Genomic DNA, 18,303 nt, shown 5'->3' with positions numbered 1-18,303 from the left:
AGCGTTTACAGGCTCAAATTTTCGGTATCTAATGGCCTCCAGTTCTCCACTTTCTTATTTTTTTCCCTCGTTTTTTCTAAAGCAGATTAAAAGTCATTTTTTCTGATTAGGGTGAAACTGTCTCTATCAACATCATAGAGGCAGTGAAATGAAGTTACTTCACATTTTCAAATCCGGTACGCATACCGATATGAATGGCAAACAACTGCCATTCAGTCCAGCAGATTTGCAAGCTTGTGCGAAGGCCTATGATCCATCATTGCATGAAGCACCGATTGTGATCGGACATCCCAAAGACAATCTACCTGCCTATGGTTGGGTTAAATCACTCACCGCTTCCGGTGATGATTTGATTGCAGAGCCTCAGCAGATTGATGCCCAGTTTGCCGAACTGATTGATACAGGTCGCTATAAAAAAATTTCCGCCTCTTTCTATTTGCCTGATTCCCCAAACAACCCTAAGCCTGGTGTGCTCTATTTACGTCATGTTGGCTTTTTGGGTGCACAACCACCCGCCATTAAGGGGTTGAAACAGGTTGAATTCAGTGAGCAAGAACAGGGGATCGTGGAGTTCTCTGACTGGAGTGAGATCACTAACGCTTCACTCTGGGGGCGTCTACGAGAATTTTTGATCAGTAAATTTGGTATGGATGAAGCGGATAAAGCGCTTCCTTCCTGGCAGGTAGATTCATTACGTGAAGAGGCTTATAGCACGACTCAACCTGCCCCTGCTTTTCATGAACCCAATAACACACATCAACGTGAGGAAGACACCGTGACAAATGAAGAAAAAAAAGCACTGGAAGATGAAAACACCCGTCTAAAAGAACAGCTTGCTGCCCGTGATGCCGCCGATGCCCAGCGTAAGCAAGTTGAACAACATGCCGGAAATGTGGCCTTTGCTGAAAAACTGGTCGCAGACGGCAAGTTAGCACCTGTTGCTCAATCTGTTGTGGTGGCATTACTGGACACGGTTACTCAAGGGGAATCTCCCGTTGAATTTGCTGAAGGTGATGTGAAGAAACCGCTGGCTACCGCGTTTAAAGATTTATTGCGTTCTGCCCAGCCTGTTATCGATTTTGGCGAACGAGCGACAAAAGACCGTGTTGACCAACACGAATCCACAGACACGACAGAATTTGCTGATGCAGATCCTGAACGTCTGGCATTGCACCAAAAAGCGCTCGCGTTGGCAAAGAAAGAAGGTATCAGTTACGACGCAGCCGTTGCCCGCTGCCTGTAACACTGCTGCCGTAACTATTGAGGAGAGATAAATGTCTGATTATTTGAAAGGTAAACGCATTGTTGATCCCGTGCTGACCAGTGTGGCTCGGGGCTATAAAAATGCGGCGTTCATTGGCGAACATATTTTTCCTGTTGTTGAAATGGAAAAAGAAGGCGCTACAGTCCCTACATTTGGTAAAAGTGCCTTTGTTGAATATGACACTGAACGTGCGGTGGGTGCTAACAGTAATGTATTAGTTCGTGAGAAAGGCAGTTCGTTGGATATTGTACTTAATGAACATGATTTGGCGGCTGCTGTTGATTATCGCGAAAAAGCCGAATCTTTATTTAATGAAGAGGCTAAGGCAATTCGTCGCTCCACCAATGGCGTGAACCTCAAGCGTGAATTGTATGCAGCCCGATTGGCGCAAGATCCTAAAGTTTATCTCAAAGACTCAGTAAAGAGGCTCGCGGATAATGCGCGTTGGGTGGGTGGCACAGGCAGCCCAATCCAGGTCATTGAGGCTGGGATAGAGAGGGTACGAACCGCTATCGGTGTCCGTCCCAATCTTATGACGATGGGAGCCAGCGTTATGTCACTGTTGAAGTTCCACCCTGAAATTCAGGCGGCAATTGGCGCTAATGAACGTAAGCGTATCACAACAGAAATCCTGAAAGATCTTTTCCAAATCCCAAATGTTATCGTGGGTGAGCCTGTTTCTACGCCAAACCTTAAAAAAGAACCTGTTGATGTCTGGGGTGACAACTTAATGCTGCATTATGTTTCACCTCCGCAAACCGGGGCAGAAAGTGCCGATGAGTATGAGCCATCATTTGGTTATACCTTCCGGCGCAAAGGGATGCCTGTCGCGGATAAATATGAAGGTGTGGGCGGTAAGGTCAATTACTGCCGTTATACCGATATTTATAAAGTGGCGGTGGTGGGTGGTGATGCTGGCTACCTGATTACTAACATTGTGGAGTAAGGAGGACGGTCATGGCTATAACACAACAACCTGTATTAACAACGACAGTTGTCGCCACCGCAAGCATCATCCAGCATCGTTTGGTCGGTGCTGATAATGCACCTTGTCAGGCTGGTGCTGCTGCACTGGGTGTTGCCGAAGTCGATGCGAAAACAGGTGATGCCGTTCCGGTAAATGTGTTGGGCATTATCGCGGTTGAAGCCGGAGCACCTATAGCACGGGGGCAAGTCGTACAGTCGGATAAGAACGCCTGTGCAGTGCCAAGAGCGGCGGAGAATGCCACTGTGGTTTCTGTCGGATTAGCGTTGGATGAAGCCACCGCGGCGGGTAATGTCATTCGTATCTTACGTGGTGTATGACATGTATTGTTCATTGGCTGATCTGCAAGAGCAGATACCCACGCAATCATTGATATGGCTGTCTAACGACGAACGGACTGCCCAGACAATGAATGAGCCTGTGATTAACAGTGCTATTCGCTACGCAGGTGAACTCATCGACGCGCATTTACGTGGGCGTTATATCTTGCCGTTGGCAGAGGTGCCCACCGTATTACGTGATGCTGCGGTGACGTTAACGCGCTATCGACTGTATGCTCGCCGTCCTGAAGGAAAAATCCCTGAAGCGGTGATAGACGATTACAAAATCGTTCTACGCCAACTGGCTGATATACGTGATGCAAAACTAACACTCGGGATACTGGCTACAGGAAAAGATGCGCCTGAGCCCGGAGAGTTTCGAGTCAGGGCGCGTCGTCCCATCTTCGGGGGCAATCATGGGATGTTGGAGAAATATTGATGGACGTTTCACCCATTATTGATGCTGTTGTTGTCAGATTACAGGAAAGGCTGCCTGGCTTACAGGTCGAGTATTTTCCTGAAAACCCAGATGAATTCAGGCTAAACCATCCCGTGGGCGCTATCTTAATCAGCTATGCAGGTTCTCGCTTTAATAACCCAGAAGATGTCGGCGTACTCTTGCAGACACAAATCGTGATGCTTAACGCCACCATTGTTTTTCGTCAGCTTAATGGACGTGAAGGTGCTGTGGTCACACTGGATCACGTGCGCCGGATTCTGGGCGGGTTTCAACCACCGAACTGCCAACGTAAATGCTGGCTGGTTAGGGATACTTTTCTTGGTGAGATAGCAGGATTGTGGCAGTACATACTGGATTTTGCGACTGAATGTGTATTTATCGAAGACAGTGAGTCAGAGGATGGGCCACTGCTAACCCAAGTCAATTACGAGGAAATTGAACAATGAGATACCTTTACACAGGTCCGGCAAGTGGCGTCACGTTGGCGGATGGCACTGAAGTCTTGCTTTGGCCAGGCAAAGAAACTGTTGATTTGCCTGAACAGCATGACTATGTACAAACATTGATCGCGTTGCAATATCTTCATCCTTTACCAGAGCAACAAAAAAATAGCCTGAAGAAAAAAGAGAAATCCGAGGAGGTCACTGATGGCCGCTAACTATTTGCATGGTGTTGAAACTATCGAAATCGAAAAAGGCCCACGTCCGGTCAAAACGGTGAAATCGGCCGTGATCGGCCTGATTGGTACTGCACCACTGGGGCCCGTTAATGCAGTGACGCTCTGTTTGTCAGAAAAAGATGCGGCCCAGTTTGGCACCCAAATAAATGGGTTTACTCTCCCCCAGGCACTGGATGCAATTTATGACCACGGTGCAGGAACAGTACTGGTTATTAATGTGCTTGAGCCTGAAATACATAAGAACCATGTTGCTAATGAAGGTGTTGTTTTTGATAAAACAACCGGTACTGCGAAACTGGCTAATCCTGTGGTCAGTCATGTTGTACTGAAAGCCTCTGCGGATAGTGTACCTTATATAGAAGGACAAGATTACACGCTGGATGCCCAGACGGGCAGGCTCAAGAACATCGGTAAGAATATCGCAGCAGGCACGATTGTGGTTGCCAGTTATGACTTTGCCGATCCTACGTTGGTCACTCCTGCTGACATTATTGGCAGCATCAGCGCAGCGGGCAACCGTACAGGAATGAATTTGCTGAATGATACGTATAATCTGTATGGATTCTTTGCCAAGATCTTGCTGGCACCTGTCTATTGTACCCAGTTAAGTATTACAACCGAACTGATTGCACTGGCGACCAAATTGGGTGCAATGGCTTATATTGATGCGCCGATAGGAACAACCTTCGCACAAGCTATCAACGGTCGTGGCCCGTCTGGCACAATCAATTTTAATACCAGTTCTGATCGTGTTCGGCTGTGTTACCCACACGTCAAAGTCTACGATGCTGAGACTAATAGCGAGCGCTTGGAACCGCTGTCATCCCGTGCTGCGGGATTGCGTGCTAAGGTTGATGCAGACAAGGGCTTTTGGTGGTCATCCTCCAATCAGGAAATCATGGGGATCACAGGGATTGAACGTCAGTTATCTGCCATGATTGATGATCCACAAAGTGAAGTCAACCTGCTCAATGAGCAAGGTATTACAACAATATTCAACAGTTATGGTTCAGGTTTACGCTTATGGGGTAATCGTACTGCCGCATGGCCAACAGTGACACACATGCGTAACTTCGAGAACGTGCGCAGAACCGGAGACGTGATTAATGAGTCCTTGCGTTACTTCAGCCAGCAATATATTGATATGCCGATCACCCCCGCGCTAATTGATGCCCTGACAGAATCCGTTAATGCCTACGGGCGTAAGTTGATTGCTGATGGTGCTTTGTTGGGATTTAAGTGTTGGTTTGACTCTACACGCAACGAAGAAACATCACTGGCAGCAGGTCATTTGTTGCTTAGCTATAAATATACACCACCGCCACCACTGGAACGACTCACATTTGAGACTGAGATCACCTCTGAGTATTTGCTGAATCTAAAGGGGAATAGTTAATGGCTGGAAAAATTGAAATTAACCGTATTACTAATGCCAACATTTATATTGATGGCAATAACCTGCTGGGACGAGCGGAAGAAGTCAAGCTGCCGGACGTATCCATGACTATGCAGGAACATAAGGCATTGGGAATGGTGGGTAAAGTCGAACTTCCCGCGGGTTTTGATAAACTGGAGGGTGAGATTAAGTGGAACAGTTTCTACCGTGACGCTATGTTATCCGCGGCGAATCCTTATAAATCGCTGGCATTACAGTGCCGTTCCAGTGTCCAGAAATTCAGTTCACAGGGACGTATTGATGAAGTGCCATTGGTAACGTATCTGACCATTTTATTTAAGAAGAATCCACTGGGGACATTTAAGCAACATGAAAACGCTGATTTCTCCAGTAGTTTTACGTGTACCTATATTAAGCAGGTATTGGATGGGGAAGAGCTACTGGAACTGGATTATTTAGCCAATATCTTCCGTGTAGGTGGTATTGATCAGCTGACCGATTATCGCGTTAATATTGGAGGCTAGTCGCAATGTCTGGTCTGTAGACTTAGTGGGTAATAATGGGGGCACTCGCCCCTTTCTTCTTTAATCTTCTTTAATATCGCCACTTCCTCCTATGAATGATACTGAATGAAACTTACAGAGGAGTATCATCATGTCAACGAATTACCGCCTTCAATTTCCCTATACCACGGCTGCTGGCGTTAATATTGAAGAAATCCAGCTATCACGTTTGAAAGTGAAAGATATCAAGGCCGCTCGTCGAATCAGCGAAAACCCTGCCGATTGGGATGATATTTTATTGTCACGTTCCACCGGGTTGCTACCGGAAGATATCGAACAGATGGATGCCGCAGACTATCTGGCATTGCAGCAACGATTTCAGAAAATTGTCGGGGTGGATCAAGGAAATAAAGATGCTGTGGGAAGCCGCGGCAATACTGGCACGGTGGTTTCGGTTTCAGCCGAGTGAAATTGATAATCTGGCTCTGGATGAATTTGAATGTTGGTTGGATGAGGCTAACACCCAAATCAAACGCGAGAATAAAGACGATTAACTAACGCGCCGATACCTACAGCGATTGCAGCCAGCAGATAAATAGCTGGTTGCAATATTGCAGCAATCAGCGCCATGGCTATCGACAATAGCACTGCGCCGCCACCAATCATTATCACCCAGACCAATCCACTGTCACTGGTACTTACCGTATAGACCGTCAGTTCAGCCATCAAATAGATATAGATACTGGCAAATACGGCCACTAAGAATGTTTGAAATACCACCAGTGATTTTCCCATTGCATTTCCTGTTTAAAAAATTTCACTTAAAGAGAGCTTAACCCGTGTCTGCAGAATTTTCCATCGGTGTCATCATAAGCGGAGCCATTAGCGGTGCATTTAGCTCTGCTATATCGGGAACTCGCCGTACACTGGGCGCCCTAGGAGAAACCACTCGTCGGCTGGAAAATCGGCAACAGGCATTGAACCGTGCTATTGAACGTTATGGTCAGTTGGGTTCCCGCAGTGCCCAACGTTTGAATACAGATTTACAACGTGTTGGCCGAACACTGGAACAATTAAACCGTCAGCAAAAACGTTTAGAGTCTACTGCCAGTATGAGTGATGCCGCCAGAGCAAACCGTATGGCGCTCTATGGAAAAGGTGCCGAAACTTACGCATTAGCGCGAACAATATCCTCTCCCGTTATGCAATCAGTAACAAAATACGCCTCATTTGAATCAGGGTTAAGAGACATTGCTGTTACGGGTGATCTGGATGCAAAACAAGAACAAGCCATTGGTGTGTCTATTCGACAAACATCACTCAAAGTTAATCAGCTTCAGGAAGAACTTTTGGGTGGAGTTGGTCAGTTGGTTGCTGATGGCATGGCTCCTGAAAAAGCATCACAGTTTGCTGAATTATTGGGAAAAGCGGCTACCGCCACCAAAGCGGATATGACTGATCTGGCCAAAATGACGTTTGCTTTCAGTGATGCTCTTAAAATTACTAATACCAAAGATCTAGAGCAAGCTTTCGGTATTGCAGCAACGGGAGCAAAACTTGGTTCATTTGAATTAAAGGATATGGCGAAAGCATTGCCTGGGCTGTCCAAAGCATTTGCTGCACGTGGAATCACAGGCAAAGAAGCTATCACACAGATTGTAGCCAGTTTGGAGGTTGGTAAAGGAAGTGGTTCAGCGGAGGCGGCTGTTACCAATATGACAAACTGGCTGGCCGCAATGGGGAGACGTGACACTATCCATAAATATGCGGATGCTGGTATTGACTATCAAGGGTCAATGCAGCGTTATGTTGCACAAGGATTCTCGCAATATGAAGCCTCCTTAATGATCGCCAATCGTTTTATTGATGGAAAAGGAAAAGCATTTTTACAGCAATGGCAGGAAGCTGGAGCTAAAGGTGATCAAGACAGCCAACAAAAATTAATGGAATCATTTGGTCTGGCTGAAATTTTTACTGATATTCAGACAGTGAACCATCTGGTATCTATGCGTCAGGGCTGGGATAAGTATTTATCCAGTAAAAAGGAGATGAATAGTGATGGTGCACAAAATACACTGTCGAAAGATTTTGATAAGCAAAATGACACGCTGGAAGCAAGGTGGCGGCGTACTCAGATTGGATTTAATGAATCATCTATTAATATTGGTCAATCATTGCGTCCGACGCTGATGCAATTAGCCGAAACTTTTATCCCATTAATTGATCAGACTGGCAAATGGCTTGCAGCTCATCCTGAACTTATCAGTAATGTTGTCTCACTGGTCGGCGGGTTTTTGGCATTTAAAGCGGCTTCAGTGGGGGTCAGATTAGGCCTAAACCTTTTGTTTTCTCCTATCATTGATATCTGGAAAGGTGCCATGTTAATGCGCACCCGTTGGTTATTGCTTCGGGCCGCTATCGGTACGGGGGGGCGATTTGCTTTTGTCGGCAATCTCTTAGGTAAAATGGCTAGCGCGGCTCGTGGGTTAGGTAAAGTTCTTGGCGGTGCTCTCTATAAGGGTTTGATGCTGGCTGGCAGGGCTCTTTTGTGGATTGGTCGTGCATTGCTAATGAATCCCATTGGATTAATCATCGTCGGTATTGCAGTCGCTGCGTATCTTATCTATCGCTATTGGAAACCCATCAGCAATTTCTTTAAAGGGCTTTGGGGTAGAGTCAGATCTGCTTTTCAGGGGGGATGGCAGGGAATTAAAAACATTTGGTCTAATGTTAAAGGTTGGTTTACTACCCGCTGGAATGACATATCAAATGTTTTTAATAGTGGGATACTTAAAGTTGGTAAGTTAATTTCAAACTGGTCTCCCTTGAAATGGTTCTCTAAGGCGTTCAGTGGTGTCATGAAATGGTTTGGCATTGATATGCCCAATAACTTTACTGATTTTGGTAAAAATATCGTTAATGGATTGGTGAATGGCATTTCTAATATGCTGACCACGGCCAAGGATACTATTAAAAACTTCGGTGGCAACATTTCTGGCTGGTTTAAAGAAACGTTAGGTATTCAATCTCCCAGTCGGGTATTTATGGGCTTTGGCGATAATATCGTGCAAGGCGCGGTGATGGGTATTGAGCGTACAAGTCCGCTGGCTGCTCGCGCCACTCAGCGTCTGGCTGAAGAAATGACACCTGACGCTCCTCAAATTCCAGTGACCAAAACGATGTCAGGTTATTCCACTGGGCGGGCAGCCTATAAAAATGCGGGAAACAGCAATAATGGATTTTCTGTCACTTATTCTCCACAAATTTACATTGGCAATAAACCACAAACGGCTACACCCGATATCAGTCAGGCATTAAATATGAGCTTGCACGAATTGGAAAAAATGCTGGAGCGTATCGTTATACAGAGAGAACGCCGGAGGTATGAATAATGTTTGCTGTATTAGGTGATATTGAATTTGAATTAATCACGTATTGGGATGGGTTCGATGTTACGTTTGGCATTGATTACGCTGAACATGCCCGAATCCACGGTAAGCCTGGCTTGCAGTTCGTGGGTGAGAAGCTGGATGAAATTCAACTTAGCCTGGTCTTTCATCAACATTATTGTACGCCGGATGTTGAATTAAATCGGTTACGCGCAGCGATGCGAAAACATCAGGCGCTGGCGTTGGTATTTGGCAATGGCGATTATCGTGGCTGGTTTGTCATTACTGATGTGACAGCCACCAGTGAACAAACAGACTCAGTCGGCAATGTATTTGCCCTGAATGCCTCCGTGACATTGCGTGAATATGTTGGTGATCCTAAAAATCAACTGAAGCCACCTGCTATTAAATCCCATGTTCCGAATACAAAGGCGTTATCTAATGCAGTACCGAAGCCATCAGGTCTGGCTAAACAACTCAGGGATGGCGTGAATTATGCCAAACAAGCGCAGTCAGCATTGCAAACAACGATCAGTACCGTACGTATTGCGCAGAAGATGAAAGGTAACCCGGCAGTCGCATTGACTCGTGTGCCCGGTCTTTTTACCGGATTGAACAATATTGCTGGGCCATTAGGAAAAAGTTATCCGGCGTTTAAAGCCTTGGGTGACACGCTGCCGGAGGCAATTCAATTGACCAGAGCAACAGGACAGGCCGCAACATTTATTAATAACGCTCAAGCGTCATTAAGCCGTGTAGACAGTCGTAATATTGCGGCTGCATTGGATTCTGTGTCGGGGCAGCTTGAATCGGCTAGTTCAACATTCACATCGATATCTCCTGCACTCAGTAAGATGGCTGCGCAAATTACGACGAGGGTACTTTGATGTTTCTTGAGCACATTACAAAAGCTGGTGATAGATGGGATTTATTGGCCCATTATTATTACGGTGATCCTCTGGGTTATGCCCGTATTGTTGCTGCCAACCCTCATATTGCCGTTACACCCGTATTGCCATCGGGGGTAGTTGTATTGATCCCCATTATTGACGCTGACAATGTAGTCACTACAGAGGATACTCCACCGTGGCTGAGATAATTGATATCAGACAAACCCCCTCTCTGGCGGGTGTCTCTGACGTTTTAAGCCCGACGTTTACGTTACGTTATTTGCAAAAAGATATCACTAGCGACATCACACCGTATGTTACGCGTGTCAGCTATACCGACAATATCAAAAGTGAATCGGATGAAATTGAAGTGGAGCTGGATGATACCGATGGTCGCTGGCTGGATAAATGGTATCCGGGCAAAGGTGATACATTAACGTTGAGATTGGGTTATCTTGGCGAACAGTTGCTTAATTGTGGTACATTCTCTATTGATGAAATTGAAGTCAGTAGCCCGCCCTCGACAGTATCCATTAGAGGTGTCGCAACATCGATTAATATGGCATTACGTACCAAATCTAATCGTGGATTTGAAAATACGACACTGGCAGCCATCGCGAGTCGTATTGCCAAAAAACACCGACTAAAGCTGGTTGGCAGTATTGAAACCATCAAAATTGACCGAGTGACACAATACTCGGAAACTGATATAGCCTTCCTGAAGCGACTGGCCAATGAGTACGGTTATGCCGTTAAGGTTGTCAGTGAACAACTCATATTTTCTCACTTAACCACCTTACGCAGCCAGGTGCCTATAAAGAAACTATCCCCTCATGATGTTGCCCAATTTTCACTGCGGGACACGATTAACAAGGTTTATAAGAAAGCCAAGGTGAAACACCAAAAGGCGGGTGATAAAAAATTAATTGTCTATGAAGCTGACGGCACGACCAGTACAAGTCATCAAGCCGATTCAAAAGGAAAAAATAATAGTGGAAAAGAAACCAGCGCAGATACCTTAAAAGTCAATAGTCGAGCAACAGACAAAAATAGTGCAGAAATTAAGGCACAGTCAGCACTGGATTCTCATAACGAATACCAACAAAACGGTTCGCTGTCATTGATGGGAAGCCCCCAGTTAACAGCTGGAAATAAAATCGCATTGATTGGGTTTGGCAAACTATCTGGGCAATGGCTAATTACGGCAGCTCGTCATTCCTTTGATCGCAGCAGTGGATATGCCACTGAACTTGAAATTGCTCGTGGCCCCATTACATCGGGCAAGTCTAAGAAAGGTAAGAAGAGTAAGACGCAGAAATTAGTTGTTTATAAACCAGATGGTTCTTCCGAAACAGTCATCAAGGAGAAAACCAAATGAGCAGTGTAACTCGTCAAGTTGGTACTATCAGTGCCGTAGACCCTGCCACCGTTCGTGCCCGCGTGCGATTGCCCGAATGCGATAATATGCGCACTAACTGGCTGAATGTATTACAGCGAAATACCCAAAATAACAAAGATTATTGGCTGCCTGATATTGGAGAACAAGTTGAGGTGCTACTGGATGCCAATGGTGAGGATGGCGTTATTTTAGGTGCGGTTTATTCCAGTGTTGATAAACCGCCTGCCAATAATAAAGACACCCGTGGTGTGACGTATGCAGATAATGCAGCCTTTTATTATGATCGCACTACTCACACTTTGACTATCAATGGTGGTATTCAATATATAAATATCACTGTAGGTGCCAATGTTGTTATTCAGGCGCAACAAGTCACTGTTGATACACCGGAAACAATTTTAACCGGAAATTTGTTAGTAAAAGGTCGGTTAACCTACCAGAATGGGCTATCGGGTTCTGGTGGTGATGGTATTGCAGCAAATATTCAGGGTAACGTCAGCGTCAACGGCAATATCCATGCAACGGGCAGCATCATGGATGAAGGCGGTAATTCGAACCATCATTCTCATTAACTTCTTTAAACGTCTTTAATATCAAACCTTCCAGCTGGGGGCGATACTGCCCCCATGAATACAAACTCAAACTCTGTTTTTTGGCAACCTGCTCTCCAACACTCCGGCGAAACAGTCAGTGGGTTGGATGATATTGCTCAAGCCATTCTCATTATTCTGCGTACACCACGTGGCAGTGACCCACATCGACCAGAATTTGGCAGTAACTTACATCGCTATATTGATTATCCCATAGACCGCGCAATTCCCCACGTTGTCAGAGAATCTGTCGATGCTATTTCGCGTTGGGAACCTCGCTGTCAATTGCTATCGGTAAAACCCACCATTGATGGAGAGCATTTAACTCTGCGTGTGAATTGGGCTGCCGCGGATGGCATTACACAATCTACGGAGTTGTTATGGCGCTGACAGAACCTAATTTTATCGAACGCGATGCAGAGAAAATCACAACCGAGATGATCGCACAGTATGAGGCTGATGCCGGCAAAACGTTGTACCCAGCACAGGCTGAACGCCTGCTGATTAATTTGTTTGCCTATCGTGAGGCATTGATCCGGATGAGAGTCCAGGAAGCGGCTAAACAAAATTTGGTTCAGTTTGCTTGTGCCCCCATTTTGGACTACTTAGGCGAATTGGTTGGCGTATATCGGCTACCTGCCCAACCTGCGCATACCACATTGCAATTTAGTGTTGATGAAGTATTAGAACGAGATGTCCTTATTCCCGTTGGAACACGTGTTAGTGCATCAGATAGCATTATTTTTGCTACTAACACAGACGCTGTTCTAAAAACTGGCATGCGTTTCGTCAATGTCAGCGCTACCTGTATGGATGCAGGATTATCGGGTAATGGCTGGCAACCTGCACAGGTTAGCACTCTGTTGGATGAGATCGATGATATTGATCTGCAAGTAACTAACATAATCGCCAGTAGCGGTGGTTCTGCTGAGGAAAGTGACGACAGACTGCGTGTACGAATTAAGATGGCACCCGAATCGTTTACTAATGCGGGCAGTTGTCAGGCCTATCGTTTCCATGCCATGCGTGCTCATCCCAACATTGTTGATGTCGCGGTTATGTCCCCCGTTCCAGGCACAGTTGAATTATTTCCACTATTGGCGACAGGCTTGCCAGATGAAAGCATTCTAACGCTGGTGAAAAGTTTTTGCTCTGATGAGAAAGTCCGTCCATTGACGGACACTGTTCACGCAAAATCGCCAGTACAAATCGACTACACCATCAAGGCAAAATTGACTTTGTATGTCGGCGTTAATGCCTTAGATATTCAGTCCTCAGCAGAACAAGCTATACAAACGTGGGTAGCGGAACGTGCTACAACACTTGGGAAAGATATCGTCCCCAGCCAGATCATTTCAATACTGTCTATTTCCGGTGTCTATCAGGTAGAGCTGGAATCACCTGCACTTCAGGTCATAAATGAGAATGAATGGGCAAACTGTACTGGTATTTCCGTTTTGATCACGGGAGTCGCTAATGGCTAAGTTACATTTACCGCCGCCACTTGAATCTGATATCAGCATGCGTGCATTAGGACAGCTCGTTTCTCGTTTTGATGATATCGATTTAACCCGGTTAATGGTTTATCTCATTGATATTGTCGATATCAGCGCATTGTACTGGCTCGCTGACCAGTTTTCATTATTAGGTGATGGCTGGGAGCTTGTCGAATCAGAAGATGCCCGGCGCACACTAATCAAATCAGCGATAGAGCTGCATCGCTATAAAGGCACGCCCTGGTCAATCAGGGAGGTAATTCGCCGTTTTGGATTTGGTGAAGTTGATTTAATTGAAGGCACAGGACAAATCAACTATGACGGTCATGCCAGCCATAACGGTAATTATGTGCATGGTGATGCAACGTCCTGGGCAGTTTATCGGGTTATTCTTCAGCAACCTATTACCAATGACCAGGCCTCACTATTACGTACCACGCTAGCGGCTTTTGCGCCTGCGCGTTGCCATCTCGCCAGTTTGGAATATCAGTCAGTATCAATTCGCTACAACAACACTGTCAGCTATAACGGCAGTTACAATCATGGGAGCAGTTAAATGGCTAATTTACCCGAAACCCCACAATGGTCTGACGGTGTATATCAGATAGAAACTTCAGACCCCGTATTAGGTGGTCCTGATGGCATTTCTAATCGGCAGGCTAAACAACTTGCTAGTCGTACAAGTTATCTAAAACAGCAGTTGGAACAAAACGAGAGTGAGCTGAAGGAGCATACCGAAGCTAAAGATCCACATCCTCAATATGCACCCAAAGCCAGCCCTGTATTCACAGGAACACCGACTGCGCCAACACCAGCACAGGATGCTAATAACACCCAGATTGCAACGACAGCCTTCGTGCAATCTTTGGCAAATGCAGCAAATAATAATGCCAATACTCGTCTGGAGAAAAACAAGAACGGCGCGGATATTCTGGATAAACAGGCGTTTGTGAAAAACCTCGGTTTACCCGAATTAATTGCAGGTAACCCCCCAGCCGCGTTGAATACGTTGGAGAAACTGGCTCAGGCAATCAACAATGACGCAAACTTTTCTAACAGTCTGTCTGAAATTATAAAAAATCGGCAACCCCTGAACGCGACCCTGACGGCACTGGCCGGATTGGTGACCGGAGGAGATCTGCTGCCGTATTTTACCGGGGCGGATACGGCAACACTGAGCCCCATCACACCCACTGGCCGGGATTTAATCTCACGGGGCAGTATTAATGCGGTTCTGGCGTATCTCAGGTTTGAGCATGGGCAGGGCTGGTATCGTTTAGGTGATATATACATTCAATTTGGTCTGATTGATTTCAGTTCGTCAACCCGCGTGTTTGTGGAGTTCCCGTTCAAATTCCCAACAACTGTTGACCACGTTATTGTTTCTGATGCAGGTTGGGCGACAGGACATACGTGGGGAGCAACAAACAAACAACGTAATGGTTTTGTTGCCCATGTCAATGTGCAGGGTGAGGGCGGTCAATATTTAGCCATAGGGAGATAGTAATGAGTAGATATATTTTTAGTGCGGCGCAGAATTCGTTCTTTCTGTTGTCTCTGAAAGATGCATATGTTGCCGCGGGGACATGGCCGGATGACGGGGTTGCGGTGCGCGAGGCTGTTTTTATTAAATTTACACGTGATATCCCCGCGGGGAAACGCCGGATTGTGGGATCTGACGGTCTACCTGCATGGGGTGATATCCCACCGCCGACACCAGCGGAATTGCAACAACAGGCTGAATCCCAGAAAAAATATCTCATGACTCAGGCGACCAGCGCAATCGCGCCGCTACAGTATGCCGTCGATCTTCAAATGGCGACGGCGGCGGAACTGTCAGCGCTAACAGCATGGAAAAAATATTGCGTGCTACTGAACCGTGTAGACTGTTCGACAGCACCCAATATTGACTGGCCTAAAGCGCCAGAATAACAATCAGGGGCACTATGCCCCTATATTTATTCCGACTCAGTCAATTTCCGTTGTTGCTGATTCCAAATAGAACTCTCTGGCATCTGGACACGGACAGATATAGACCGACCGGCGGGGATATCAATCGGGTCACCGTCTGAATAACTCTCTCGTACATTTTGGGCGAATGTAGGTGCTTCTGCATGCTCACGGTGGTAGGTCATTAATTTGATGGCACCATCGGGTAGCACTTTGTAATCCACCCAAATCAACGGCAGTTTATTTTTACACAGCGGTATCTCAACCCCACCATCAACACCGCCCCATGCCGCATCAGCATTAAACCCCAGCACGTTTTTGATGAGATAGACGCCCTCAGACAGACGCTCGACAATAGCACCCTCGGATTCGTCGTTGGTGGTAAAGGTGCCACCAGGGTAGATTTGGATAATGGGGGATGCTGTTTTTAGGTAGCCATCAACGACTGTGGTGTTACTGGTGGTATATAACGCATACCATGTTGGATTTTCGCGGGCAGCCAGGGCATGACCGTAATAAATTAGGCCGTTAGCATAACTCGCTAGAAAACCGGCATACCCCGCACTGGTATCACGTGCTCCAATAACATGCCAATAGCCATGAGTACCTAACGGTGCAGGAAATCCTGCGCTATAGGAGTCTACTAGCACTGAGTAACCAACCGGTTTGCCCCATTCACCGGATTTCAATGTCGTACGCGGTGTGTGAGTTTTGCCTAAATTAGTCCGTTCCACCCGTTCTACGGTTCCCGCTAAACCGAGGTTTTACGGATATCAATTCGTCATTTTTAAAGTGGTGATAAGCTCATTAATTCATGGACTAAATGAGGTATTAATAATGGCGAAAATTGGCTATATCCGTGTATCAACAACAGACCAAAACAGTGATCTGCAACGAAATGCATTAATGGCCGCAAATTGTAACTCGATTTTTGAGGATAGAATCAGTGGCAAAACCGCCAATAATGATGACCTATTTTAATTAGGCGTTTTATTCTGCACTGTGCATTATGGAGGAATTAACCCCACACAAAAGAATGCAGAATATATTGCTAAATTGGCTGCTACGCTACACTGATTGTGTAAAAAATTTTCAATAGATGAAACGCGATTAGCTCTTCATTTATCGCGCGGATAGGTGAAATTTATCGCGCGCGGCATCAGGTTTTCCATTCTTCCACAGGACCCGTAAGAAGGAATATTATCCCAGAGGCTTAAAGATAACTTGTATTAATAAATGAAAAGGTGATTATTTAATCTAATTGAATGCAAAAGTAGCTATTTGTGTTTTTTTATTAAACAAAAATGCCAAGAATACGATACACTGTTTTTTTATACAGCATGGCTAATGATTTGTAACTTGTTCGATGAAATTACTCGATAGAAAAAGGAAATACTCTCGGCTCAAATAGTTGAGCCGAGGTTTATGTATGAAAGAAATGGATATTATTTATTTACATACCATACAGATAATTTTCGCTTTCTTCGCCAACATCTTCACGAACTTGCTCCAGTGCTTTAGCATAAGATTCAAGCAGTTTCAGCGTATAGTTAACACGGCTTTCAAATTCCTCATCGTTACAAATCAGATCTTTTGAAATCAAACTTTCACCTTGACGGAAGACTAAATGGTCAGGCAAGAAACAGACATGGTTATTTTTAAAACCTGTCATCCTTAATTCGCAAAGAGGATAAACACCGTTAATTCCACTTGACACACTCGCCAATAATGCTGGTTTATGGCCTAATTCTGCTATAGAACAATACAATAGAAGGTTCTTCAATGCCGGAGTTGACATTCCATGCCATTCTGGAGTTACAAAGATAAATGCTTTGCTCTCTCTTAAATGTTGTGCAATTGGCTGCCAGGGATGAGACTCCGCTGATATATCTGTTGTATAACCATCATGTAGTGGCAATTCTACATTGGAAAGCTCCAGAAGCTCTATCTCTGTAAATCCATATTCGCTACTTAATTTTTGCAAATAACAAGCTACACGTTGGCTGCGAGAATCTGGGCGTTGACTACCTGAAATTATAGTAAGTTTCATTGATTTTCCTGTTATTCATTAGGTTGTAGAATTATCGGATTTTTTGTCTAATCCCGTGGAATCGAAAGCCAAACAGCAATAATGATGGTGCATGCCCCGAGTATTTGTGGCAAGGAAAATGTTTGTTTTAGAAATAAATATCCTAAAATACAAGCAGATAAAGCACTAAGAAATCCCAGAAAAGAGATTGTCACAACCGGTAACTTTTCAATTCCTCGAAACCAGATAATATAAGAAAACACCGCACCGACCATGCATAAATAGCTGTAGCCGAGAATATTGGTTACGGTAAGATGTTGTGGTAAACCTTCTATGGAAATAGCGACAGGCAATAACATTAATCCCCCAAGCGTTAATTGCCAGCCAGTAAAACTGAGTAATGACAAATTGGTAGGGCGGTTCCAATATTTGGTAAGCACAATCCCTAAAGCCATACAATTGCATCCCACAAAGCCTGCAATAATGCCCTGCCAGTTTAGGCTGGTGGTTGCATTTAATACCAATAAACTAATCCCGATAACACCCAATATGGCTGAAATAATGTGTTTTATTGTGAGGGAGGTTTTCAATATGCCAGTGCTTAACAAGATAACAATTATGGGTTGGCAAGCCACGATTAATGATGCCGTTCCACCTGGGAGATATTCCGCTGCAACAAAGAGAAAATAGAAGAAGGCACCGATATTAAGTAAGCTCAATATCATAATACGTAACCACCAAATGCCTTTAGGCATGGTACGACAAATCAACAATAATAATATCCCGGCAGGTAACGCTCTGATGGTAGAAGCTAGCAAAGGCATATTAGGTGGTAATACTTCTGTCGTAATAATGTAAGTGCTTCCCCAAACAATTGGGGCCAATGCAGTCAGTAACATATTCTGGATAGATCTAATTTCTGACATGTTGCTGCCCTTCTGGTTTGTTCATTT

23 protein-coding genes and 1 pseudogene are annotated in these 18,303 nt (G+C 45.2%); 20 read left to right on the top strand and 4 right to left on the bottom strand.

Annotated elements, in window-relative coordinates; genetic code table 11:
* The first annotated feature begins 148 nt into the window (after window positions 1-148).
* The 9 genes from BDE27_RS06885 to BDE27_RS06845 all read left to right on the top strand — a co-directional run bounded on the left by BDE27_RS06885 (window position 149) and on the right by BDE27_RS06845 (window position 6,076).
* Window positions 149-1,243 carry a peptidase gene (locus BDE27_RS06885; protein ID WP_099132170.1) on the top strand — a complete coding sequence of 365 codons (1,095 nt, stop codon included), beginning with the start codon at window positions 149-151 and terminating at the stop codon, window positions 1,241-1,243.
* Window positions 1,244-1,274: 31 nt separating this feature from the next.
* Entirely contained in the window at window positions 1,275-2,210 is a 936-nt protein-coding gene (locus BDE27_RS06880) for a hypothetical protein (RefSeq protein WP_099132169.1), read from the top strand.
* An 11-nt stretch (window positions 2,211-2,221) separates the two neighbouring features.
* Window positions 2,222-2,569, top strand: coding sequence for a DUF2190 family protein (locus BDE27_RS06875; protein ID WP_099132168.1), 348 nt, complete (start codon window positions 2,222-2,224; stop codon window positions 2,567-2,569).
* Window position 2,570: 1 nt separating this feature from the next.
* Entirely contained in the window at window positions 2,571-3,008 is a 438-nt protein-coding gene (locus BDE27_RS06870; protein ID WP_074019695.1) for a gp436 family protein, read from the top strand.
* Complete coding sequence (locus BDE27_RS06865; RefSeq protein WP_099132167.1) at window positions 3,008-3,475, top strand: Gp37 family protein; 468 nt, start codon at window positions 3,008-3,010, stop codon at window positions 3,473-3,475. The genes BDE27_RS06870 and BDE27_RS06865 overlap by 1 nt, the downstream gene beginning before the upstream one ends.
* Window positions 3,472-3,687, top strand: a complete 216-nt coding sequence (locus BDE27_RS06860; RefSeq protein WP_074019697.1) for a hypothetical protein — start codon at window positions 3,472-3,474, stop codon at window positions 3,685-3,687. Before BDE27_RS06865 ends, BDE27_RS06860 begins: the two co-directional genes overlap by 4 nt.
* On the top strand, window positions 3,677-5,104 hold the full coding sequence (locus BDE27_RS06855; protein WP_099132166.1) for a phage tail sheath subtilisin-like domain-containing protein: 1,428 nt from the start codon (window positions 3,677-3,679) through the stop codon (window positions 5,102-5,104). The genes BDE27_RS06860 and BDE27_RS06855 overlap by 11 nt, the downstream gene beginning before the upstream one ends.
* The gene (locus BDE27_RS06850; RefSeq protein ID WP_074019699.1) at window positions 5,104-5,628 is read left to right on the top strand and encodes a phage major tail tube protein; all 525 of its coding nucleotides are present in this window, start codon (window positions 5,104-5,106) and stop codon (window positions 5,626-5,628) included. The genes BDE27_RS06855 and BDE27_RS06850 overlap by 1 nt, the downstream gene beginning before the upstream one ends.
* Before the next feature lie 130 nt (window positions 5,629-5,758).
* A complete protein-coding gene (locus BDE27_RS06845; protein ID WP_074019700.1) occupies window positions 5,759-6,076 on the top strand; it encodes a phage tail assembly protein in 318 nt (105 codons plus the stop codon).
* Between the two features lie 59 nt (window positions 6,077-6,135).
* Here BDE27_RS06845 and BDE27_RS06835 read toward each other — a convergent pair whose 3' ends face one another.
* Window positions 6,136-6,402, bottom strand: a complete 267-nt coding sequence (locus BDE27_RS06835) for a hypothetical protein (RefSeq protein ID WP_099132164.1) — start codon at window positions 6,400-6,402, stop codon at window positions 6,136-6,138.
* A 44-nt stretch (window positions 6,403-6,446) separates the two neighbouring features.
* Here BDE27_RS06835 and BDE27_RS06830 point away from each other — a divergent pair, with 44 nt between their 5' ends.
* The 10 genes from BDE27_RS06830 to BDE27_RS06785 are packed head-to-tail and all read left to right on the top strand — an operon-like array spanning window position 6,447 to window position 15,303.
* Window positions 6,447-8,999, top strand: a complete 2,553-nt coding sequence (locus BDE27_RS06830; protein ID WP_099132163.1) for a phage tail tape measure protein — start codon at window positions 6,447-6,449, stop codon at window positions 8,997-8,999.
* The gene (locus tag BDE27_RS06825) at window positions 8,999-9,883 is read left to right on the top strand and encodes a phage tail protein (protein WP_099132162.1); all 885 of its coding nucleotides are present in this window, start codon (window positions 8,999-9,001) and stop codon (window positions 9,881-9,883) included. Before BDE27_RS06830 ends, BDE27_RS06825 begins: the two co-directional genes overlap by 1 nt.
* Window positions 9,883-10,095, top strand: coding sequence for a tail protein X (locus tag BDE27_RS06820; protein ID WP_083600909.1), 213 nt, complete (start codon window positions 9,883-9,885; stop codon window positions 10,093-10,095). Before BDE27_RS06825 ends, BDE27_RS06820 begins: the two co-directional genes overlap by 1 nt.
* A complete protein-coding gene (locus BDE27_RS06815; RefSeq protein WP_099132161.1) occupies window positions 10,083-11,264 on the top strand; it encodes a phage late control D family protein in 1,182 nt (393 codons plus the stop codon). Before BDE27_RS06820 ends, BDE27_RS06815 begins: the two co-directional genes overlap by 13 nt.
* Entirely contained in the window at window positions 11,261-11,857 is a 597-nt protein-coding gene (locus BDE27_RS06810) for a phage baseplate assembly protein V (protein ID WP_099132160.1), read from the top strand. Before BDE27_RS06815 ends, BDE27_RS06810 begins: the two co-directional genes overlap by 4 nt.
* Window positions 11,858-11,911: 54 nt before the next feature.
* Window positions 11,912-12,265: a GPW/gp25 family protein gene (locus tag BDE27_RS06805; RefSeq protein ID WP_099132159.1), complete on the top strand. Its 354-nt coding sequence runs from the start codon at window positions 11,912-11,914 to the stop codon at window positions 12,263-12,265.
* Window positions 12,256-13,359: a baseplate assembly protein gene (locus BDE27_RS06800; RefSeq protein ID WP_074019708.1), complete on the top strand. Its 1,104-nt coding sequence runs from the start codon at window positions 12,256-12,258 to the stop codon at window positions 13,357-13,359. The genes BDE27_RS06805 and BDE27_RS06800 overlap by 10 nt, the downstream gene beginning before the upstream one ends.
* Window positions 13,352-13,927 (top strand): phage tail protein I, encoded by a 576-nt coding sequence (locus BDE27_RS06795; RefSeq protein ID WP_074019709.1) that lies wholly within the window; start codon window positions 13,352-13,354, stop codon window positions 13,925-13,927. The genes BDE27_RS06800 and BDE27_RS06795 overlap by 8 nt, the downstream gene beginning before the upstream one ends.
* Complete coding sequence (locus BDE27_RS06790; protein ID WP_099132158.1) at window positions 13,928-14,875, top strand: gp53-like domain-containing protein; 948 nt, start codon at window positions 13,928-13,930, stop codon at window positions 14,873-14,875. It abuts the gene before it with no gap.
* 2 nt (window positions 14,876-14,877) lie between these two features.
* Window positions 14,878-15,303 (top strand): tail fiber assembly protein, encoded by a 426-nt coding sequence (locus BDE27_RS06785; RefSeq protein ID WP_099132157.1) that lies wholly within the window; start codon window positions 14,878-14,880, stop codon window positions 15,301-15,303.
* A 26-nt stretch (window positions 15,304-15,329) separates the two neighbouring features.
* On the opposite strand, the gene BDE27_RS06780 is transcribed toward BDE27_RS06785, so the two are convergent.
* Window positions 15,330-16,055, bottom strand: a complete 726-nt coding sequence (locus tag BDE27_RS06780) for a phage tail fiber protein (RefSeq protein WP_120211332.1) — start codon at window positions 16,053-16,055, stop codon at window positions 15,330-15,332.
* A gap of 103 nt (window positions 16,056-16,158) precedes the next feature.
* On the opposite strand from BDE27_RS06780, the pseudogene BDE27_RS06775 reads away from it, so the two are divergent.
* Window positions 16,159-16,296, top strand: a pseudogene (locus BDE27_RS06775) (recombinase family protein); the annotation flags it as partial.
* A 478-nt stretch (window positions 16,297-16,774) separates the two neighbouring features.
* Here the strand turns inward: BDE27_RS06775 and BDE27_RS06770 are convergent.
* Together BDE27_RS06770 and BDE27_RS06765 are read right to left on the bottom strand one after the other, a co-directional pair.
* A complete protein-coding gene (locus tag BDE27_RS06770; protein WP_099134008.1) occupies window positions 16,775-17,371 on the bottom strand; it encodes an NADPH-dependent FMN reductase in 597 nt (198 codons plus the stop codon).
* A gap of 47 nt (window positions 17,372-17,418) precedes the next feature.
* A complete protein-coding gene (locus tag BDE27_RS06765; protein WP_099134009.1) occupies window positions 17,419-18,276 on the bottom strand; it encodes an EamA family transporter in 858 nt (285 codons plus the stop codon).
* Window positions 18,277-18,303: the final 27 nt, after the last annotated feature.

It is taken from the genome of Xenorhabdus ehlersii (assembly GCF_003610465.1).
In the GTDB taxonomy this organism is placed as follows: Bacteria; Pseudomonadota; Gammaproteobacteria; order Enterobacterales; family Enterobacteriaceae; genus Xenorhabdus; species Xenorhabdus ehlersii.
This window is presented reverse-complemented; position numbering and strand designations above follow the sequence as displayed.